19 protein-coding genes and 2 tRNA genes are annotated in these 21,431 nt (G+C 58.2%); 3 read left to right on the forward strand and 18 right to left on the reverse strand.

Going from position 1 to position 21,431, the window contains the following annotated elements:
* Positions 1-6: 6 nt before the first annotated feature.
* The 9 genes from HK26_RS00110 to HK26_RS00150 all read right to left on the reverse strand — a co-directional run bounded on the left by HK26_RS00110 (position 7) and on the right by HK26_RS00150 (position 9,148).
* Positions 7-372 carry an NADH-quinone oxidoreductase subunit A gene (locus HK26_RS00110; RefSeq protein WP_086638022.1) on the reverse strand — a complete coding sequence of 122 codons (366 nt, stop codon included), beginning with the start codon at positions 370-372 and terminating at the stop codon, positions 7-9.
* A 217-nt stretch (positions 373-589) separates the two neighbouring features.
* A tRNA-Val gene (locus tag HK26_RS00115) sits at positions 590-664 on the reverse strand.
* Between the two features lie 88 nt (positions 665-752).
* Positions 753-1,040 (reverse strand): HU family DNA-binding protein, encoded by a 288-nt coding sequence (locus tag HK26_RS00120; protein WP_086637932.1) that lies wholly within the window; start codon positions 1,038-1,040, stop codon positions 753-755.
* 141 nt (positions 1,041-1,181) lie between these two features.
* Positions 1,182-3,683, reverse strand: coding sequence for an endopeptidase La (gene lon / locus HK26_RS00125; protein WP_086637933.1), 2,502 nt, complete (start codon positions 3,681-3,683; stop codon positions 1,182-1,184).
* Between the two features lie 202 nt (positions 3,684-3,885).
* Positions 3,886-5,151, reverse strand: coding sequence for an ATP-dependent Clp protease ATP-binding subunit ClpX (clpX, locus tag HK26_RS00130; RefSeq protein ID WP_086637934.1), 1,266 nt, complete (start codon positions 5,149-5,151; stop codon positions 3,886-3,888).
* 120 nt (positions 5,152-5,271) lie between these two features.
* Positions 5,272-5,934 (reverse strand): ATP-dependent Clp protease proteolytic subunit, encoded by a 663-nt coding sequence (locus HK26_RS00135; protein ID WP_180539210.1) that lies wholly within the window; start codon positions 5,932-5,934, stop codon positions 5,272-5,274.
* A 171-nt stretch (positions 5,935-6,105) separates the two neighbouring features.
* Positions 6,106-7,440, reverse strand: coding sequence for a trigger factor (tig, locus tag HK26_RS00140; protein WP_086637935.1), 1,335 nt, complete (start codon positions 7,438-7,440; stop codon positions 6,106-6,108).
* Between the two features lie 97 nt (positions 7,441-7,537).
* Positions 7,538-7,622: transfer RNA gene (locus tag HK26_RS00145), tRNA-Leu, on the reverse strand.
* A gap of 95 nt (positions 7,623-7,717) precedes the next feature.
* Positions 7,718-9,148 (reverse strand): NAD(P)H-hydrate dehydratase, encoded by a 1,431-nt coding sequence (locus HK26_RS00150; protein ID WP_086638024.1) that lies wholly within the window; start codon positions 9,146-9,148, stop codon positions 7,718-7,720.
* 162 nt (positions 9,149-9,310) lie between these two features.
* Between HK26_RS00150 and HK26_RS00155 the strand changes: the two genes are divergently transcribed.
* The 3 genes from HK26_RS00155 (at position 9,311) to rlmD (ending at position 13,273) form a co-directional block, all read left to right on the forward strand.
* The gene (locus tag HK26_RS00155) at positions 9,311-9,766 is read left to right on the forward strand and encodes a hypothetical protein (RefSeq protein ID WP_086637936.1); all 456 of its coding nucleotides are present in this window, start codon (positions 9,311-9,313) and stop codon (positions 9,764-9,766) included.
* A gap of 172 nt (positions 9,767-9,938) precedes the next feature.
* Positions 9,939-11,963, forward strand: a complete 2,025-nt coding sequence (locus HK26_RS00160) for a DEAD/DEAH box helicase (RefSeq protein WP_086637937.1) — start codon at positions 9,939-9,941, stop codon at positions 11,961-11,963.
* Between the two features lie 14 nt (positions 11,964-11,977).
* On the forward strand, positions 11,978-13,273 hold the full coding sequence (rlmD, locus tag HK26_RS00165; RefSeq protein ID WP_086637938.1) for a 23S rRNA (uracil(1939)-C(5))-methyltransferase RlmD: 1,296 nt from the start codon (positions 11,978-11,980) through the stop codon (positions 13,271-13,273).
* Here the strand turns inward: rlmD and HK26_RS00170 are convergent.
* From HK26_RS00170 to HK26_RS00215, 9 genes are all read right to left on the reverse strand, one after another.
* Positions 13,227-13,595, reverse strand: a complete 369-nt coding sequence (locus HK26_RS00170) for a HesB/IscA family protein (protein ID WP_025826145.1) — start codon at positions 13,593-13,595, stop codon at positions 13,227-13,229. The two genes, rlmD and HK26_RS00170, sit on opposite strands and share 47 nt — an antisense overlap.
* A gap of 18 nt (positions 13,596-13,613) precedes the next feature.
* A complete protein-coding gene (locus HK26_RS00175) occupies positions 13,614-14,114 on the reverse strand; it encodes an SUF system Fe-S cluster assembly protein (protein ID WP_180539212.1) in 501 nt (166 codons plus the stop codon).
* On the reverse strand, positions 14,101-14,559 hold the full coding sequence (gene sufU, locus HK26_RS00180; protein ID WP_086637939.1) for a Fe-S cluster assembly sulfur transfer protein SufU: 459 nt from the start codon (positions 14,557-14,559) through the stop codon (positions 14,101-14,103). Before sufU ends, HK26_RS00175 begins: the two co-directional genes overlap by 14 nt.
* Positions 14,556-15,803 (reverse strand): aminotransferase class V-fold PLP-dependent enzyme, encoded by a 1,248-nt coding sequence (locus HK26_RS00185; protein ID WP_086637940.1) that lies wholly within the window; start codon positions 15,801-15,803, stop codon positions 14,556-14,558. Before HK26_RS00185 ends, sufU begins: the two co-directional genes overlap by 4 nt.
* Complete coding sequence (gene sufD, locus HK26_RS00190) at positions 15,800-17,059, reverse strand: Fe-S cluster assembly protein SufD (protein ID WP_086638026.1); 1,260 nt, start codon at positions 17,057-17,059, stop codon at positions 15,800-15,802. Before sufD ends, HK26_RS00185 begins: the two co-directional genes overlap by 4 nt.
* Before the next feature lie 17 nt (positions 17,060-17,076).
* Positions 17,077-17,847 (reverse strand): Fe-S cluster assembly ATPase SufC, encoded by a 771-nt coding sequence (gene sufC / locus HK26_RS00195; RefSeq protein WP_086637941.1) that lies wholly within the window; start codon positions 17,845-17,847, stop codon positions 17,077-17,079.
* A 13-nt stretch (positions 17,848-17,860) separates the two neighbouring features.
* On the reverse strand, positions 17,861-19,345 hold the full coding sequence (gene sufB, locus HK26_RS00200; protein WP_086637942.1) for a Fe-S cluster assembly protein SufB: 1,485 nt from the start codon (positions 19,343-19,345) through the stop codon (positions 17,861-17,863).
* A 3-nt stretch (positions 19,346-19,348) separates the two neighbouring features.
* Positions 19,349-19,813, reverse strand: coding sequence for an SUF system Fe-S cluster assembly regulator (locus tag HK26_RS00205; protein WP_086637943.1), 465 nt, complete (start codon positions 19,811-19,813; stop codon positions 19,349-19,351).
* A gap of 264 nt (positions 19,814-20,077) precedes the next feature.
* Positions 20,078-21,376: a DUF445 domain-containing protein gene (locus HK26_RS00215; RefSeq protein ID WP_086637945.1), complete on the reverse strand. Its 1,299-nt coding sequence runs from the start codon at positions 21,374-21,376 to the stop codon at positions 20,078-20,080.
* Positions 21,377-21,431 lie beyond the last annotated feature (55 nt).

Here is a 21,431-nt window from a genome sequence, read left to right on the forward strand (position 1 = left end):
CTCTCCTCAATCCCAGTCCAGCGCGCCTTTGCGCCATTCATACAAAAAGCCGATCCCCAGCACGGCCAGAAAACCAAGCATGGATAAAAAACCAAACAGCCCGATCCGCCCCAGACTAATGGCCCATGGGAACAGAAAAGCGACTTCCAGATCGAAAATAATGAAAAGAATGGCGACCAGATAAAAGCGCACGTCAAAACGGCGTCTGGTGTCATCAAAAGGTCCAAACCCGCATTCGTATGCTGTGAGTTTTTCTGGGTAGGGCTTCTGGTGTCCGCAGAGCAAAGCCATACCAAGCATTGCCGCCGCAATAACGACCGAAACACAACCAAAGATCAGGACCGGAGCATAGTCGCCTAGAACAGACTGCATGGAAAATTCCCGCACGCATGAAAAGCTTGTAACAAGCTGTTTGATGCAGTCACCCTAGACCCGCAGCATGCGGACGACCATGCACGAACGCGTTTGGTTACGGCCACTTTGTTGTGAGTAACAATTTTTGATGAAAAAAAATGGCACCATGCTTTTGCAGCACAGGGCCAAAAAGCAGGATTTTAAAATCCTGCACCACAACACAGAATGTTGGGAATGGTGGGCGATGACGGGATCGAACCGCCGACCCTCTCGGTGTAAACGAGATGCTCTACCGCTAAGCTAATCGCCCGCGCCCTATGTGTCACAAAACAAAACGGCCGGCAACCCCTTTTTTAAAGAAATTGCCGGCCGTTCTGAAATCAAAGTCTAAAGGCGGATTATTTGCTTACCGCGTCCTTCAGTGCCTTGCCCGGTTTGAAGCGGACAGAGGTAGAAGCCGGAATATCAATTTCCTCGCCGGTACGGGGGTTACGGCCTTTGGCGGCCTTGCGGGTTGCGGTCACAAATGTGCCAAAGCCCACCAGACGCACTTCCTGCTTTGTGGACAGAGCTTTTTCAATCGCACCGAATACGGCGTCGACCACTTCTCCGGCCTTAGCCTTCGGCAGGTCAACGGCCTCTGCTACTGCTGAGACGAGCTCCTGCTTGTTAAGCGGCTTCTCCATCTTACGCCTTTCACTTTCTTTCAATTCATAGGAGCGGCGGGCGGGTTTCGTCCGCCTCTCCGCTGCCTGAACGCACTATGAAGCCGTTTTTTCTTACGTCAACCAAGCAAACGCAAACTTCGGTCTTCTCATGCATTTTGGTTAATGTGGCAGCACGGGAACGGCTGTCTGGGCACCATTCGCGGGCACGGCATCCGGCACGTCTTCCCAGTGAATCGGCGTAGGCTGACTGACCAGCGCACGTGCCAGAACTTCGTCCACATGCGAAACGGGTACGATTTCCAGATTCTTCTTCACGCTGTCAGGAATTTCCGCCAGATCTTTCTCGTTTTCCTGCGGAATAAACACCGTGCGGATACCAGAGCGAACAGCCGCCAGCAGCTTTTCCTTAAGCCCGCCAATAGCAAGCACACGCCCCCTGAGCGTGATTTCACCCGTCATGGCAACATCACGCCTGATGGGAATGCCCGTCAGAACACTTACCAGAGATGTCACCATGGCAACGCCCGCCGATGGTCCATCTTTAGGAGTCGCGCCTTCGGGGACATGCACATGAAAACTGCGCTTGTCGAAAATGGTAGGAACGATTCCAAAGCTAGTCGCCCGACTCCGCACAAACGAGAACGCAGCAGAGATGCTCTCCTTCATGACGTCGCCCAGCTTGCCGGTCTCCACGATTCCGCCCTTACCCGGCACCATAACGCTCTCAATGGTCAGGATTTCCCCGCCCACTTCGGTCCAGGCCAGCCCGGTGACAACACCAACCATGTCCTCGGCTTCGGTCTCACCGTAGCGGAAGCGCTGCACACCTGCGTATTTTTCCAGATTACGGGCCGTGACCGCCACCTTTTTGGCTTTGCCGGTCACGATCTCCTTGACCGCCTTACGGGCAAGCTTGGCCAGTTCGCGCTCAAGGTTACGCACACCCGCCTCACGCGTGTAGTAACGAATCACATCGCGCAGGGCTTCCTCATTGATCGACCACTCGCCCGGCTTGAGGTTATGCGCCTCCACCTGCTTGCTGATGAGGTGCCGCTTGGCAATCTCGACCTTTTCGTCCTCCGTGTAACCGGAAAGGCGGATGACCTCCATGCGATCCAGCAACGGCTGGGGCATATCCAGACTATTGGCCGTTGTTACGAACATGACATCGGACAGGTCGTAATCAACTTCCAGATAATGGTCCGCGAACGTGCCGTTCTGCTCGGGGTCCAGAACCTCCAGCAGAGCCGATGCCGGGTCACCCCGCCAGTCGGAGCCAAGCTTGTCAATTTCATCGAGCAGGAAAAGCGGGTTGGAGACCTTCGCCTTTTTCATGCCCTGAATGATCTTGCCCGGCATGGAGCCAATATAGGTGCGCCTGTGCCCACGGATTTCGGCTTCGTCCCGCACCCCGCCCAAGGACATGCGCACATAGTGCCGCCCCGTGGCCTTGGCAATGGACCGTGCGAGAGAAGTCTTGCCCACACCCGGTGGCCCGACAAGGCACAGAATCGGCCCTTTGAGCTTTTGTGCACGGCTCTGGACAGCCAGATATTCTAAAATACGTTCCTTGACCTTTTCCAGACCGTAGTGGTCCTCGTCCAGAACGCCTTCTGCTTCGGCCAGATCATGGCGCACTTTGGTCCGCTTTTTCCACGGAATGCTCAAAATCCAGTCCAGATAGTTCCGCACAACCCCAGACTCGGCAGACATCATGCTCATGCCGCGCAGCTTTTTCAGCTCGCTCAGGGCTTTTTCCCGCGCTTCCTTGGAGAGCTTGGTCTTGGCGATCCGCTCTTCAATTTCGGCAGTTTCGTCCTTACCGTCCTCGCCTTCGCCCAGTTCTTTCTGAATGGCTTTAAGCTGCTCGTTCAGATAGTACTCGCGCTGTGTCTTTTCCATCTGACGTTTGACACGGTTGCGGATCTTCTTTTCCACCTGAAGCACGTCAATTTCTGCTTCAATGTGGCCAAAAACCTTTTCCAGCTGCCCCTGTACCGTGGGTGCTTCCAGAATTTCCTGCTTTTCGGAAATCTTGAGCGACAGATGGCTGGTCACCGTATCCGCCAGCTTGGACAGATCGTTGATCTGGTTCAGTGAGACCAGAACCTCGGACGCAATTTTCTTGTTGAGCTTCATATACTGCTCAAACTGCGACACAATGGAACGGCCCAGTGCTTCAGCCTCCGGCCCTATGGCCGCTTCGGCTGGCATTTCCTCAATATCGGCCTCAAAGTGGCCATTCACTTCATGCAGCGCCTTCACGCGCACACGGCGCACCCCTTCGACCAGCACCTTGACTGTACCGTCGGGCAGCTTGAGCAACTGCAAAATGGTGGAGAGCGTACCAACCCGGTAAATATCATCCGGTGTTGGGTCATCCTGCGCGGCATCTTTCTGGGCGACCAGCAGAATATGCCGGTCATCCTTGGTGACCGAGTCCAGTGCGCGCACGGACTTTTCCCGCCCGACAAACAGCGGCACAATCATGTGGGGGAAAACCACAATGTCGCGCAGTGGCAGAACGGCCACATGTGTGCTTTTGGGTTCGGTTTTTACTGCCGTTGCTTCAACCGCAGAAGCAGACTGCCCGGACACGACCGGGGCAACCTGATCGCTCTTGCGCCTGCGCCGTGGTGCCGGTTTTTCGTTATCAGCCATCGTCATGACCTCCCGATAAGGACGATCGGTGCCGGGGCACCCGTCTGACGGCATACCCCCGCACTGAAGAAGGTACCCACAAAGAGTACCCCTGTGTTTCTCTTATGTTGTTATGCCCACAGCCCGGAACAATAGGGCAGAGGCAAGAACAGCACGAACAGGTGACCCATTCGTGCTGCTTACTTCAAAACTCCAGCCTGCCTCAGGCAGACTGCTCTGCTGGCACGTCTTTTTTCTTGCCATAAACATAGACCGGGCTGGCTTTGCCGTCCGCCACATCGCGGTTGACGACAACCTCCTCGACCGTATCAAGTCCCGGCAGATCAAACATGGTGGACATGAGAATACTCTCCAGAATGGAGCGCAACCCACGGGCACCCGTCTTGCGCACGATGGCCCTGTCCGCAATGGCCTTGAGCGCATCCTCCGTGAAGGACAGCTCAACATCTTCCATCTGGAAAAGGCGCTGGTACTGTTTGACCAGAGCATTTTTGGGCTCGGTCAGGATCTGGATCAGAGCTGCCTCATCCAGATCACCCAGCGTTGCCAGCACAGGCAGACGCCCGATAAATTCGGGAATAAGGCCAAACTTCATCAGATCTTCAGGCTCGACATCATGGAGGATTTCCCCCATCCGCCGGTCGTCAAGGGAGCGGACATCGGCACCAAAGCCAATACCCGTGCCCTTGCCACGTGCAGAAATGATCTTGTCCAGCCCTGCAAACGCACCACCGCAGATAAAGAGCATGTTGGTCGTATCCACCTGCAGGAATTCCTGCTGCGGATGTTTACGCCCGCCCTGCGGAGGAACCGAGGCAACGGTACCTTCCATGAGCTTGAGCAGGGCCTGCTGCACGCCCTCGCCGCTTACGTCACGCGTAATGGAGGGGTTGTCGGACTTTTTGGAAATCTTGTCGATTTCGTCAATATAGACAATCCCGCGCTGCGCGCGTTCCACGTTGTAGTCAGAGGCCTGCAACAGCTTGAGGATGATGTTCTCGACATCTTCCCCCACATACCCTGCTTCTGTCAGGGTTGTGGCGTCCGCCATTGTAAAAGGCACATCCAGAATACGCGCCAGCGTCTGGGCCAGCAGCGTTTTACCCGAGCCTGTCGGCCCGATGAGCAGGATGTTTGATTTGGCGATTTCCACATCACCAGCCTTGGTCACCTGCGACAGACGCTTGTAGTGGTTATGCACCGCTACGGAGAGCACCTTTTTGGCCTGCATCTGGCCAATAACGTAGTCGTCCAGAACCTTGCAGATTTCCTTGGGAGTAGGAACACCCTCGCGCGATTTGACCTGCATGGTCTTGTTCTCTTCACGGATAATATCCATGCAGAGTTCAACACATTCATCGCAGATAAACACGGTGGGGCCAGCAATAAGCTTGCGCACTTCGTGCTGTGACTTTCCACAGAACGAGCAATACAGCGTGTTCTTGGAATCTCCGGACTTTGCACTCATCAGCCCACTCCCCCGATCACCCCAGACACCACGGAACCGGACGCCAAGCTCCGGAATTTTCCTGCATGCCTGAGGACAGACGGCCTCCTTATTGTAACAGGACGATTAAAGTATGCCAGATTAAGGATGACTTTTATCCTTTTTATCTGCTTCCGTCGCTTTGTGGTGGCTGATGACCTCATCCACAATACCAAAAGACTGGGCTTCAACTGCGGACATATAGCTGTCGCGCTCAAGCTTCTGCTCGATTTCTTCGAGTGTGCGACCTGTGTGCTCACGATAGATCTCGTTCAGGCGCTGACGGATAATCAGAATTTCCTTGGCCTGAATTTCTATATCGCTGGCCTGCCCCTGCGCGCCGCCAGAAGGCTGGTGCACCATGACCCGCGCGTTAGGCAGAGCGAACCTGCGCCCTTTTTCCCCACCTGCCAGCAACAAGGAGCCCATGGAGGCTGCCTGACCGATACACACCGTGCTGACCGGGCTGCGGATGTACTGCATGGTGTCGTAAATGGCCAAACCAGCCGATACAACGCCACCGGGACTATTGATGTAAAAGGAAATTTCCTTGGTCGGGTTCACACTTTCCAGATACAGAAGCTGCGCGGAAATAAGCGAAGCAACCTGATCATAGACAGGCCCGGTCAGGAAGATGATCCGTTCCTGCAAAAGGCGGGAATAGATATCAAAAGCCCGTTCACCGCGTGAGGTCTGTTCGACCACCATCGGCACCAGTGCATTGCTGAAAATCTCAACGGGATCACGATCCCTCATACCACTCATTCCCGTACAAAAAACTTAATCACCCCTCCCTGCCTCTGCCGTGGACAGAACCAGGGTCAGGCACACTGATTTCAAGATAGAGATAAAGTGGCAATATGCCACCCCAGAAACGAAAAACAGCTCCAAAAAGAATGTCCCGCCAGTTCACACTGGCGGGACAGAGCCGTTTTATCAGATATTAGCTGGGGGAATATCTGATAGCTCCTCCAAGCTCACGTCCTTGTCCGTGACCTTGGCGAGTTCAATCAGATAATCGACAACCTTGTTTTCAAAGATCGGTCCGCGCAGGGACTCAGCAGCCTGCGGATTCTTCTGGAAGAATTCAAAGACCTCTTTTTCCTGACCAGAATAACGCATGGCTTCAGCACGCACCGCACGGCCCAGCTCTTCCGGGCTGACGGAAATGCCGTTCTTACGACCAATTTCGGCCAGCAGCAGACCAAGCCTTACACGACGTTCCGCAATTTTGCGGTAATCGGCACGCAGGGTGTCTTCGTCCTTGTCCTTGTCTTCGTCATCAAGCTGACCAGCCTTGCGGTCGGCTTCCACCCGATTCCAGATCTGCTGGAACTCGGCTTCAACCATACCTTCGGGAGCAGGGAAGTCTGCTTTGCTGGAGAGAATGTCCAGCAGATCACGCTTGATACGCAGGCGCGACATCTGGTCGTATTCGCCTTCGATCTGCTTGCGCACCAGATCCTTGAGCTGCTCAAGGCTTTCAAAGCCCATGTTCTTGGCCAGGTCTTCGTCAACCGGGGCGTCCACAGCTTTTTTAAGCTGCTTTACCTTGATGTCGAAGGTCGCTTCCTTGCCTGCCAGTTCTTCTGCGCCGTAATCTTCGGGGAAGGTCACGGTGATGACTTTTTCTTCGCCCGGCTGCATGCCTTCGATCTGCTCGGCAAAGCCCGGAATAAAGCCTTCACCACCGATCTCGACATTCACGTCTTCAGCCGTGCCGCCATCAAAGGCAACGCCGTCCTGCTTACCCACAAAGTCAATGGCGACAACATCGCCCTTGGCTGCGGGGCGAACTTCCTCAATCACCTCAAAGGTACGGCCACGCTTGGCAATATCTTCCAGCACCTTGTTGATGGCTTCGTCAGCAACAGGGGTCTTCAGGCGTGTCAGAGCAAGGTCGGAAAGGTCCGGCACGGTGATTTCTGGCAGAATTTCGCTTTCCACCTTAAATTCCAGATCGCCACCCTTGTCATCCTGACCAGAGATCAGGTCGACCTTGGGCTGACCGGCCGGGCGCAGGCCGCGCTCTTCAAACACGGTACGGATAGCATCGGAGACAGCCTGCTCAAGCACTTCGCCCCAGACGGCCTCACCATAGCGCTGGCGCGCCAGAGAAACAGGCACCTTGCCCGGACGGAAGCCCGGCAGGTTCAGATTGCCAGCGACTTCCTTAAGGCGCGCATCACGCTTAGCCTCAAGTTCCGTAGCCGGAACCGTAACTGTGAAACCACGCTTCAGCCCTTCAGAAAGGGTCTCGGTAACCTGCATCGGCCAGGCCTTCCTCTCGGTACAAAAAATCACTCACCCGCTGCAATAACGCCCAAAAGGCGGCGGCGGACTGCGGACGGGAGCATGAAAATTCATTTGGTACGGGCGGAGGGACTTGAACCCCCACAACTTGCGTCACCAGAACCTAAATCTGGCGTGTCTACCAATTCCACCACGCCCGCGCACACTCGTTACTCACCGTCGGCAAGATGCGTGGACTTAGCTTAAAGTGCCGGACACGGCAAGTCACCGCGTATGGATTTATGCGTAACGCCCGTTACCCTTGCATCTGCTCGGCCTTTTGCCGGGCTAACCCCAGATAACGGTCGAGGTCCTCGGCCACGGGCCATGGCCCGGCCTGCTGCCCGGCTTCTCCATGCAGCCACACACCGGCACATGCCGCCTCCCACGCAGGCATGCCCGCCGCCAGCAGGGCTGCAATGACGCCCGACAGCGTATCCCCCGATCCGGCGGTACCCAGCGCAGCAGTAGCATGGGTGTTGATTGCCAGCCGCCCATCGGGGGCAGCAATCAGTGTGGACGCACCTTTGAGCACCACCACCGCGCCCGTCTCCTCTGCTGCTTGGCGCACCTGTTCGGGCGGATTACATCCTAGTGCACCAAATACGCGCGCAAACTCGCCGGTGTGTGGCGTTATAACCGATACCCCACGCAATCTGGCGGGCTGACCAGCACAGGCGGTTAACGCCCCGGCATCGGCCAGCACCGTGCGCCCCGAGTCCACCAATGCAGGCAGGGCATCCCCCACCTCTGCCTCGCTCAGCCCCGGACCGCAGACCCAGACGTGCCTGCGCGTGTCCTCCAGCAAGGTTGCCAAAGGTGCGTCGTCCACTATCAATCCGGGCTGACCAAGCCTGTAGGCTGGAGCAGCCGCACCCGCAGCCACCCGCACAAGCCCTGCCCCCACAGCCCGTGCCCCAGAGGCACAAAGCCGCGTGGCACCGGGCATGGACTGTCCCGCGCAAATACTGACCACACCGCGCGTATATTTATTGCTCTGCGCGCCCAGCACTGGCAGCGCCCACAAACCCGGCTCATTCTGCCACGTATTGGCTGGCACCGCCGCAAGCACGGAATCGGGCACACCGATATCAGCCAGAATAAGACGCCCCAACATACCACGCGCAGGGTAAAGCAGATGTCCGGGCTTGAAGCGGCAGAACGTCACAGTCATAACCGCCTGCGGCGCGTAACCACGCACCTGCCCCGTTGCTCCGTCCAGACCTGAAGGAATGTCCACGGCCACAACCCTGCGGGCCGCACGCAGGGTTTCCGCCACCAGCCCCCCCACATCCCGGCTCAGGCCCGCGCCAAACACGGCATCAACGACCAGATCGGCACGCTCCGCCTCCACTGCCGCAAAGGGCACATATGGACCAGCATAGGCAGCACGGGCACGACCTGCATCCGTCTGCACACCCGGAGTGCTCAGTTCTGCAACACTGACCGGCCAGCCCATGGCGGCAAGGTGCCGGGCCGCCACATAACCATCCCCACCATTATTGCCCGGACCGCACAACACCAGCACGCGGGCGGGCCGCTCATGGCGGCGGATCGCCCGCGCAACCGCCCGTCCGGCATTTTCCATCAGGGTGGAAACGGGCACATGGGCAACGCTCAGCCTGTCTACCTCCCCCATTTGCGCGGGTGTATAAAGGCTCAGGGATGATGGGTAACTGGACTGCATGTATGGCTCCGCACAATGCGTGTGAATGACATCAGGCAACAATAGCCCCTTGCACCCGCCCCGTCCCCTTGGCAATCAGTCAGGCAGATACGCACCGGGCATGACGCTTTGCAAAACAGGCCTTGCTCCACCCCAGCCCCAACCGTACCAAGCGGAGACAGCATGCCACATTCCATTTTCTGGAGCCTTGTGCTCACCCTCCACCTCGTCAGCATCATCATGTGGGTGGGTGGTGGCGCCTATGCAGCCGTTGTGCTGCGCCCGAGCCTGAACCTGCTGGACCAGACGCAGCGCAACTCCGTGCACCTGCAAACCATGGCGCGCTTTTTCAAGGGGTTGACCCACGCCATCCCTACAACACTCATTACCGGGTGGCTGCTTATTCTGCACGAAGGTGGTTTTGCCAACGCACCATGGACCACCAACGCCATGCAGCTTCTGGGCTTGATTATGGCCATACTGTTCGCACGGATGTACATGGGCACATACCAGAAGCTCCGCCGCGCCATCCGCCCGCAGGCATCCGGCTTCGACTCGGTTCGTAAGCAGGTGCTGATTATTGTGGCACTGGGAATCCTTGCGGTGCTCTGCGCCAGCCTTGGACATCCTTTTGTGTGAAGAATGCAAGTATTCCTGCCAAAAACTTGATTTTAAGCACAAAGACCTTTATCGGGACTAGCGCCTGAGTGGCTTTGCAATACCTTGGACACACGGCAAGCGGTCTTTGCCGGTTCCATGAACAAAGCCACCAGTCAAGCTAAGCAACGACAGACCTAGTTCCGAGAGCATATTGACAGCCACAACAACCGCCCGCCCCCGCAAGACGACAACTCGCAGCCGGAAAAAGGCGGCGGTTCCCGCCAGTTCAACCGCATTGGACACTCAGGAAGCAGAGGTGGAGAGCACCGTGCCCGCCGTTGAGGCTGAGGCCAAACCTGCTCCCAAAAAGCGCGCGCCCCGCCGCCGCACGGCACCAAAGGCTGAGGCCGACTCTGCCAACACCGAATCGCCTGTTGAGCCTGTAGGCGAGCAGGACGAACCTGCTGCAAAAGCAGCCCCCAAAGCAAAACGCGCCCCGGCCCGCCGCCGCACCAAGGCGGAACCCGTAGCCAAGACTGCAACCACACCTGCCGTTGAGGCTGAAGTTGTGGTTGAGGCGGAGCAAAAAGCACCCTCCGCCCCAGTGGCAGACGCAACAGCCGCTGAACCCGCACAGGCGGAAGTGGTTGGCGCGGAAAAAGTGGCCGAAGAACCCGACATAACCTTTGCCGACCTTGAGCTCTCCAAACCTATTCTGCAGGCCATTGAGGAAATGGGGTACAAACACCCCACCCCCATTCAAGCGCAGGCCATTCCTGCTGTGCTCATGGCGCGCGATGTACTCGGGGTTGCACAGACCGGCACAGGCAAAACAGCCTCCTTTACCCTGCCTATGCTGGAAATTCTGAGCGACTCCCGCGCCCGTGCCCGTATGCCGCGTTCGCTCATTCTGGAACCCACGCGCGAACTGGCACTTCAGGTTGCCGAAAACTTTGTGCAGTACGGCAAGCACCTCAAGCTCAACCATGCCCTGCTGATTGGCGGGGAAAGCATGGCCGACCAGAAGGAAGTGCTCAACCGTGGCGTGGACGTGCTGATTGCAACGCCCGGACGGTTGCTGGACCTGTTTGAACGCGGCGGACTGCTGCTGAACCACACCAAAATTCTGGTCATTGATGAAGCCGACCGGATGCTGGACATGGGGTTCATCCCCGACATTGAAAAAATTGTCGGCCTGCTCCCGCCTACCCGTCAGACCCTCTTCTTTTCCGCCACCATGGCGCCGCCCATTCGCAAGCTGGCTGACGCGTTCCTGCATTCCCCCAAGGAAATTACGGTCGCACGCCAGTCCTCCGTAGCGTCAACCATCACAACCGGGATGGTCATTGTCGATGAATTTAGCAAGCGCGAAACACTGCGCCTGCTGCTCAAGGACCCCGACCTCCAGAACGCCATCGTGTTTTGCAACCGTAAGCGTGATGTGGATGTCCTGACCAAATCGCTGACCAAACATGGCTTTTCTGTTGGTGCCCTACACGGTGACCTGCCGCAGTCTGTCCGTTTTTCCACGCTGGAAAAATTCAAGAATGGCGAACTCAAGGTGCTGGTCTGCTCGGACGTAGCAGCCCGCGGCATTGATATTGGCGGCCTGTCGCATGTGTTCAACTTTGACCTGCCATTCCATGCGGAAGACTACGTGCACCGCATCGGACGTACCGGGCGCGCAGGGCGGGAGGGCCATGCTTTCAGCATAGCCACGCCCTATGACAAAACACTGGCAGACGCCATTGAACAACTGACCGGAAAATCCATCCCGCGTCTTTCCATTGATGGTCTGCCACAACTGGAATGGTCGGAAGAAAAGCGCCCACGGGGTGCTTCCTCCAGAGGTGGGCAGAACCGCAAGGACAGGTCCGCACCCCAACGTGGTGACCGCGAAGCTGCCCGCACGACGGCAACGACGACGACGCGTGAACCCGCTACGCGTGAGCCGGAGAACACGCGCGAGCGTACTCCCGTGCGCGAACGTGACGTGCCGCGTCACGCTCAGTCTCAGCAGCCTTCCACCAGCAACAGCCAGCCGCATAAGGGTGGCCGTAACCAGCGTGATGAAATTCCGCCCGCACCTGCTGGTGAATTTGCAGGCTTTGGGGACCAGACGCCTGCCTTCATGCTGCTGCCCCGCCGCAACTCCTCCCGCCCCGCAACACCGGGAGCACAGGAACATGCAGAGACCGCGCAGGATACGCACCAAGTCCCTGACACGGCCCCCTGAGCCAAGGAAAATTTGTGTCTGACATTCTGGAAGTCACCATCTCCCATCTTGCAACTCAGGGGGATGGTGCAGCGCGCCTGCCAGACGGGCGCCCTGTTTTTATTGCCGGCACACTCCCCGGTGAGCGGGTCTCCATTCAGCTCCAAGGCAATGGACGCGGCCAACTGGTCGATATTCTGGCGCCATCTGCGCAGAGAACAACACCCCCATGCCCTTTGTTTGAACAGTGTGGCGGTTGCTCCTTACAGTATATGGAACTGCCTGCGCTGCTGGCGTGGAAAACCGGCCTTGTCAGCCATGCGCTGGAAAAGGCGGGGTTTGATGTTCCCTCTGACATAACCAGCTTTCAGGTTCCCCCCAACAGCCGCCGCAGAGCGGATCTGGCGGTAAGGCGGACCGAGCAGGGCATCATTATCGGCCTGCACGCCAAGGGGAGCCAGGACGTTACGGATATGACCAGTTGTGCAGTACTGCACCCTGCCATTGTCTCCTGCCTGCCTGCGTTGCGGACCACCCTACGCAGCCTGAACGCCGTGCACAAAACGGCTGACCTGCACATCAATCTGCTGGATTCGGGGCTGGATATTCTGCTCAGCACCGATTCGCCCCTTATTGCCACTGACCGCCAGCGCTTAACAGCCTTGGCTGAAGAACTGGATATTCCACGCATAAGCTGGCAGCGGCTCAAAACAACTGGCCCGTATGAGACAGCCGTGCAACGCACCCCTGTTTATCAGACCATTGCAGGGCATCAGCTCACGCCGCCGCCCGGTGCTTTTTTACAGGCCACCGCCCAAAGCGAACATGCCATTCAGCAGGCTGTGCTGGACGCACTACCAGCCCGCCTTGGCAAACGCGCAACGCTGATTGAACTCTACGCCGGGTGCGGCACGCTCAGCCTACCGTTGGGCGACCGTTGCCAGGTGCAGGCTTACGAGGGGTATGAACCCGCTCTGGCCGCCCTTAAATCCGTTGGCAAGTCACGCATTACCCCCACATGCCGCGACCTGAACCGGCAGCCGATCATGGGCAAGGACCTTGGCAAGGCTGATGTGGTTGTACTGGACCCACCCCACGCGGGGGCCAAGCTGCAAATGCGCCAGATCGCTCTGGGCAAGCCGGATTACGTAATTTACGTCAGCTGTAACCCGGCGGCTTTAAGCCATGATGCCAGCATGCTGGCTACTGCCGGTTACAGGCTGGAGACGGTTTCGGTCATTGACCAGTTCCTCTGGTCGGCCGAAACCGAGGCCGTGTGCTGCTTTAAACGTGAAAGCTCTCGCCGCAGCCGCAACGCCCTTTCTCATTAGGGTTGATGAACACAAACCCTTCTTCCAGATCGGTCTCGCGGTAGTCCATCTGCGTCCCGATCAGGAAGAGTGTGGCTTTGCGGTCCACCAGCAGGGTCAGGCCATGATCTTTTACAACCTCATCCCCCTCCCCGCTCTGCGCTACAAATTCCATATCATAGGCTTTGCCTGAACAGCCTTTGGTGGAAACCGAAATACGCAACAACTCGCCCGCATGGGCCGTGGCGTACAGGTGCCGCAGGCGGGTCGCGGCTGTATCGGTCAGCCGCATAAGTGGCGGCAGTTCCTTTTTGGGTGATGAAATGGTCGCAGTTTGTGACATGTCACTCCATCCTTTCGGTCAAAACATATTCAGGGCCAACCGGGCCTCATCGCTCATACGCGACATATCCCATGGCGGATCCCATACAACGTCCACTTCCGCCGATTTGACACCGGGTATTTTTTCCACCGCATCCTTGACCTGAATAGGCAGTTCCTGCGCACTCGGGCAGTTGGGGGCGGTCAGGGTCATCTCAATATGCACGCGCCCATCGTCGTACAGATCGATCGCGTAGATCAGCCCCAGCTCGTAAATATTAACCGGAATTTCCGGGTCATGCACGGTGGCAATCGCCTCTATCACCGCATCTTCGGAGGCGGGGCCAACGGGTCCATCGCCCTTTGGCGCGGCTGCTTCGGTCAAGGTGGGCTCATCCCCATCCGGGGTCCAGCCTTCCACTTTGGCAGCGGGGCCGTCCTCCGGAGTATGTCCGGCGTGCAGCACGTCCTGCTCAGGCCGCTCCTGCGCGGGAGTAGCTGCCTGTGTGTGCGCCTGAACGCCTTCTTCAACCATCGACATGAGAAAAAGCCTCCTTCAGCGCAATCCAAGGCAGTTCTGCGCAGCGTATTCGAGCTTTATGGGAGCGTAACGGAGCAAAAACCTCCAGCGCGCCCAAAGGTGCAGGCAGGTCATCTGCCACCGCCAACGGCGATGGCCCGACCAGCATGGCCATAAACCGGTCCGACATATCCAGCGCCTGCACTATGGTGCTCCCCTGCACCTGCTCCGCCATAAGGTCGGCAGCAGCAGCACAGATAGCGCACCCACGTGTCTGGTGCCGGATGGCCTGAATATGGTGCCCATCAAGCACAATATCCAGATGTGTTTTATCCCCGCACAAGGGGTTACGGCCATCGCCCTGCACGTCCGGCCTGTCCAGCCGACCGGCATGCAGGGGCGTGCGCGCACGCTCCACAATCAGCCTGTCATACAGGGCATCGCGCTCTGCCGTGGCGGTTTTCACACAAAAAAGTCCCTGATCCGCACCAGCGTGTCTGCCAGCACGTCAATTTCTTCCTTGAGCGTATAAATGCCAAAGCTAGCGCGGGCTGTTGCACTCAGGCCCAGACGGCGCATGAGCGGTTCCGCACAATGGTGCCCTGCCCGTATGGCAATGCCGTTACGGTCCAGCAGAGTTGCCATATCATGCGGGTGAACATCTGCCATGGTGAAGGAGACAACACCCCCGCGTACGCGCGGATGCCCCACAATATTCAGCCCCGGCACTTCGGCCAGTCGGTGCAGGGCGTGGGCTGTCAGCTCCGCCTCATGCGCGGCAATTGCGTCAAACCCGATTTTGCCCACCCATTCGATTGCGGCACCCAGACCAATTGTTTCCACGATCGCGGGTGTGCCCGCCTCGAACTTATGGGGAATATTGGCCCATGTGGAGCGCTCGAAGGTCACTGTGGAGATCATATCCCCACCACCCAGAAAAGGCGGCATGTCTTCAAGCAATGCCCGGCGGGCCCATAACACGCCAATGCCGGTTGGCCCGTACAGCTTGTGGCCGGTAAAGGTATAAAAATCTGCCCCAAGCGCCTGCACGTCTGTCCTGTGGTGGACAACGGACTGGCTGCCATCAAACAGCACCAAAGCCCCGGCAGCATGGGCCTGCTCGGCTATCTGCTGCGCTGGCGTTATGGTGCCCAGCACGTTGGACATATGCGTTATGGCAACAAGGGCGACCTTGCCATCGGCCAGCAGGGCCTTGTACGCCTCCATGTCCAGATCACCCTCATCGGTAATCGGGGCTACGCGCAGCTCAATCCCTGCGCGGTCACGCAGCATCTGCCACGGGACAAGGTTGGCGTGGTGCTCCATCTGCGAGATCAGCACCGCCTGACCGGGCCGGAGCAATGCACCAAAGGAGTGGGCCACCAGATTGATGGCCTCCGTGCTATTGCGGGTGAACACAATTTCCTCGCGCGAAGGCGCGTTGAGAAAATCTGCCACAAGGTCCCGCACACCTTCATACGCCTCTGTCGTGCGCTCGCTCATCCAGTGCAGGCCACGGTGGATGTTGGCATACTGGTGGCGCATGGTGTTGGCCATGCTCTCGATCACCGCATCGGGCTTTTGGGCCGATGCAGCACTGTCGAGAAAAACTAGCGGGCGGTCATGCACTTTTTCCCCAAGAATGGGGAACTGACGGCGAATGGCCTGCACATCCAGTTGTGAGGCGGGGCGGGTTGTATGCGTGCTCATGCCACATCTCCCTTACCGGCAAACCGGGCAGCCAGAACCGCACGGCAGAAGGTCTGTGCAGTTGCGTCCGTGACAAGCGCTATGGCTTCGTCCAGAAATGCATCAATCAGAATCTGGCGCGCTTCATGCTCGGGTATGCCACGGCTGCGCAGGTAAAAAAGCTGGTCATCATCCAGCGCACCAACGGTTGCACCGTGGCTGCACCGCACGTCATCTGCATAGATTTCCAACTCAGGTTTGGCGTCTATCTCCGCATCGGGGGACAGGAGCAGGGCCTGATTCATCTGGTAACCGTCCGTCTTCTGGGCGATACGCTCCACCAGCACCTTGCCCTGAAAAACCCCACGCGCATGACCGTCAAGCACATTCCGCACCGTCTGACGCGATGTGCAGTCCGATGCTACGTGGGTGATCACGCTGGTAATATCCCCAACCTGCTGCCCGGCCAGACGCTGTGCGCCATTGACATGCACCACACCACGGGTTGCTCCCAGACGGGCATGTACCTCGTGCCGCGCAAGCTGGCCACCAAGCCCCAGTACAAAGCTGTCATACACACTCTGGTGGCCCACATGCGCATACAGTGTACCAAGGCTGATGGCCTGGGCCGCCTCGGTCTGCACAGTCACATGTTCCAGCGTTGCGCCATCTTCCACCACAATATCCGTGACGGGGTTATGAAAATACGCCCCCTGCCCGGCCTGCACACAGATCAGACGCAGATGCGCTTCCTTTTCCACCACCACCGTATGGCGTGGATGAAACGAGACAGGCTCCGCCCCCGCAACACCAAGGGAGACGAGCATAACATGCCCCCCATCCACCCCAGCGGGCACGCGCACGTACAGACCATCCTCCGCCAGAGCGGTGTTCAGGGCAACAAGCGGGTCACGGTCGGGGGCTGCCTGCAAGCCAAACCGGGGTGCCTGTGCAAAAAAAGCAAGGTCCACATCATCGGGCAGGGCGCTGAAGGCAGGCGCGTGGCGACCATTGACAAACACAACACGCGGCAGACCGGCCATGGCCGGATGTGCGCACAAAACCCCATCAAGCAGGGTACGGACCGCGCCGTCATCCACCTGAGCGGGTGGGGCCGCATAGTCCTGCTTGCCCAGCGCGCGCAGGGCCGTGTAGTGCCATGCCTCGGACTTGCGGTCAGGCAGACCTGTTCTGGCCAGAGCCCCGGCGGCGGCCTGCCGCTCCGGCCCGGCAAGGGTGTTCAGCCGGTTTGCAAACAGCGCCAACGGGCCGGACATATCTTTGCTGAGTGCGTTCACGCCACCTCCGCCAGAAACTTGGTGTAACCTTCCTGATCGATCTGGCGTGCAAGCTCTGGCCCACCGGACAGAATAATGCGCCCGCGCGCCATAACGTGGATACGATCGGGCACCAGATAATCCAGCAACTTCTGATGGTGTGTAATGACCAGAGCGGAGAATGTAGGCGCACGTAGGCGGTTCACACCTTCTGCCACAATACGCAGGGCATCCACGTCCAGCCCGCTGTCTGTTTCGTCCAGAATGGCAAAGGTCGGCTGGAGCAGGGTCATCTGCAACACTTCGTTGCGCTTTTTCTCCCCGCCGGAAAAACCGACATTTACATTACGCTTGAGCATGTCCGGCGCCATGGACAGCGCCTTGGCGGCCTCACGCGCCATTTTAAGGAAGGCTACGGCATCCAGCTCATCCTGCCCGCGGGCACGCCGCACGGCATTGACCGCGGTGCGCAGGAAGTTGGCGTTATTGACGCCCGGCAGTTCAATGGGAGACTGAAAAGCCAGAAACAGACCCGCAGCCGCACGCTCCTCCGGCTCCATGGCCAGCAGGTCCTGCCCGTGGAAGGTGGCGGTCCCTGCCGTGACCTCATAATCCTCGCGCCCGGCCAGCACGTAGGACAGTGTGGATTTACCAGAACCGTTTGGCCCCATGATCACATGGACCTCACCGGGTGGAATGCTCAGGTCCACACCACGCAGAATCTGCTTTTCCTGTCCATCTGCATCAATCCGTGCGCACAGGCCGGAAATTTCCAAAAACTGGCTCATACTCTGCTCTCCCTTAACCCACGCTGCCTTCAAGGCTGATCTGCAACAGTTTTTGCGCTTCCACGGCAAATTCCATGGGCAGTTCCTTCAGAACATCACGGCAGAAACCATTGACGATCAGGCCGACGGCGTCTTCCTCGGACAGGCCACGCTGGCGGCAGTAAAACAGTTGGTCTTCTGAAATCTTGGATGTTGTCGCTTCGTGCTCGATGCGCGCGTTCATATTGCGGCTTTCAATGTAGGGCACGGTGTGTGCCCCGCACTGGTCGCCTATGAGCAGGCTGTCACACTGGGTAAAGTTGCGCGCGCCCGACGCCTTGGGCTGCACCCGCACCAGCCCACGGTATGTGCTGTCCGAGCGGCCTGCGCTGATAGTTTTGGCAATAATGGTGGAACGCGTGTTGCGGCCAAGGTGGATCATCTTGGTGCCGGTATCGGCCTGCTGGTGGTTGTTGGTGACGGCTACGGAATAGAACTCCCCCACCGAACCTTCACCTTGCAGAATGCACGATGGGTACTTCCACGTAATGGCGGACCCGGTTTCCACCTGTGTCCATGAAATTTTGGAGCGTGCACCACGGCAGGCGCCACGCTTGGTCACAAAATTGTAAATGCCGCCGCGCCCGTTTTCATCCCCCGGGTACCAGTTTTGCACCGTGGAATATTTGATCGAGGCATCATCCATAGCCACCAGTTCCACCACTGCCGCGTGGAGCTGGTTTTCATCACGCATGGGGGCTGTGCACCCTTCCAGATAGGAAACCGAAGCACCTTCCTCCACCACAATCAGGGTCCGCTCAAACTGCCCCGTATTTTTGGCATTGATGCGGAAGTAGGTGGACAGCTCCATGGGGCAACGCACCCCTTTGGGCACGTAAACAAACGACCCATCCGTAAACACGGCGGAGTTCAGAGCAGAAAAAAAGTTGTCCCCCGCAGGCACAACCGTGCCCAGATACTTGCGCACCAGATCGGGGTGTTCCTTGACCGCCTCGGAGATCGGGCAGAAAATCACCCCGGCTTCCTCCAGCGTCTTGCGGAAGGTGGTGGCAACGGACACGCTGTCAAACACCGCATCAACGGCTACGGGCATGCGCTCGCCCTCGGGCACTTCCACCCCGGCCAGCAACGCCTGCTCATGCAGGGGAATACCCAGTTTTTCGTACGTACGCAGCAGTTCGGGGTCGACCTCGTCCAAGGACTTGGGACCGGGCTTTTTGCGCGGGGCCGCGTAGTAATGCGCATCCTGATAATCAATGGGAGGATAGGCGACCTTGGCCCATTTGGGCTCGGTCATGGCCTGCCATGTTTTATAAGCCGCCAGACGCCATTCCAGCATCCATTCCGGCTCTTCCTTACGGCTGGAAATCAGACGGATAATGTCCTCATTCAGCCCTTTGGGAGCCATATCCATTTCAATGTCAGTCTCAAAGCCCCATTTGTAGGTGGACTGGCCCAGCTTCTCTACGGCTTCGCGCGTTTGTGTAACTGCTGGCATTGTTCAGGCCCCTTCCCGTACTGTCTGGGTGGCGTTGAGCTTGTTGATCTGGGCGAGAACCGTGGAACATGCCTCCTTGGGGCGCATGCTCTCGAGCGAAATTCCCTCCAGCGTCGAGCGTATTGCCGTGTTGATAACATCCCAGCTACCGCACAAACCGCACGACAGACCGGTGTCACACTCACGCCCACCCACGCAGGCGGTCAAGGCGATCTCTCCATCCACGGCGGCAATAACGCTGGCAACAGACATGTCTGCCAGTGAGCGGGCCAGGCGATAGCCCCCTTTTGCACCGCGCTGGGACAACACAAAACCATGCGCGGACAAAACCTTGAGCACCTTGGCCACCGTGGGTTCGGGCACCCCGGTAATGGCAGCAAGGGCTGGAGATGTGACCACGCCGTCCTGTTCTCCCAGTTTAACAAGGATGACGATCGCATAGTCCGCCAGACGGGAAAGTTTCAGCATAATCCGGCTTTCACCTAATTAAAGACCTGAATGGTCCTGTTTCGGATACATGGCGACAAGCGGTGCCAACGTCAACCCAAAACGTCCTGTTACCAGCGATCCATTCCGGCCTTTCAACGCATATGTGATCTGCGGTTCCCCGCATGACCGCCTTTATTGCAAGCTTACGCCCATCCTTGCGGTGCAAGCCTTTCCATATCCGCTCAAGTGCTATGCAAGTAAAAAACGGCGCCCCGATAAGCTGTTGGCGTAATAAAAAACAACCTACTGGGCGTTAATGCCAAATGTCAGCCTGAGGGCCGCAAACAGCAGAGCACCCACGGCAAAACCCACCAGCGTGCCGTTAAAGCGGATGAACTGGAGGTCCTTGCCCACACGCAGCTCCAGTTTTTCAGCAATTTCCACCGCGTTCCAGCCTGACACCACCCGCGCAATAAATTCGGCCATCTGGTCACGCACAAATGGCAGAGCTTTGCCAATTGTACTGTCCACGCGCTCCACTATGCGCTGGCGCAGCACGGCATCCTGACGTAGCTGCCCGGCCATGCGCGCCAGAGCATCGCGCAGGAGGCATGCGGTGCGCCCCTGCGGGTCCTCCACATCGGCCTCCACCATCCGGCGAAAACGCAGCCAGATATCACCCCACCAGCCCACCACACTCTCGTGCGACAGCACGGAGGTTACAGCCTGCGTAAACTCCCGTCCGCGCTCGGGGTCTGTCTCTATCCGGTCAATCTGGAGTCTGACCCAGCTTGTAAAGCCTTCCCGCAGGCTGGAGTTTTCGGGGTCGATTCGGTCCAGTTCCTGTGCTGCGGCTGTCAGCACCTTGGTGGCAATGGAACCCCCAATGGCCCAGCCCAGAATACGCCCGCCCTGCTCGCGCACGCGGTCCTCGATCATGTCACGCAGGGCACCTTCCTTGGCCTTTAGCCCATCCTTGAGCTGGCTGAGGAAGTAGGACAGCACCTCCTGATGCCGGTCATCATCCACCAGACTGCGCAACGCCTTGGCAATAACGGGGGACAGGTCACTCCCCCCCAGCAGGCCGGGCATGATCCGGCCGATGGCATTGCTGGCACGCCCATCTTCCAGCCGGTCCAGCAGTTGGGGCATGGAGCGCGTCATGGCCCCGACGACCGCATCCTGTGTTGCCGGGTCTTCCAGCAGATTGGCAATGCAACCCGGCACATCCACCTTGGAGAGAACACGCTCAACCTCTTTGGCCGTAAAGACCTGCGAGGCCACAAACCGCCCCAAAGCCCGCGCCAGACGGTCCTTTTGTGCTGGCAGGATGGCGGTGTGCGGTATGGGCAGCCCCAGCGGGTGGCGGAACAGGGCCACAACCGCAAACCAGTCGGCCACCCCACCCACAACACCCGCCCGCGCCCCGGCGCGGAACATCTCGACAAAAAAACTATCCTCAACCCAGCCCGCAGCAGGGGCTGCGTAGCCCAGAACAGTCAGCCCCCCCATAAGAACCAGCAACCCCGTGGCCGCATTCTGGTAGCGACGGAGTGTCTGCCGGGCGGCGATGTCTGCTTCCGTGTCGATATGCGCTGTCATGGGAGCATGAATAGCACTCCACCCGCGCCACCCCAAGTGTGCGTGAAGCGGTTGC

The organism is Acetobacter okinawensis, from assembly GCF_002153655.1.
GTDB classification, from domain to species: Bacteria; Pseudomonadota; Alphaproteobacteria; order Acetobacterales; family Acetobacteraceae; genus Acetobacter; species Acetobacter okinawensis_A.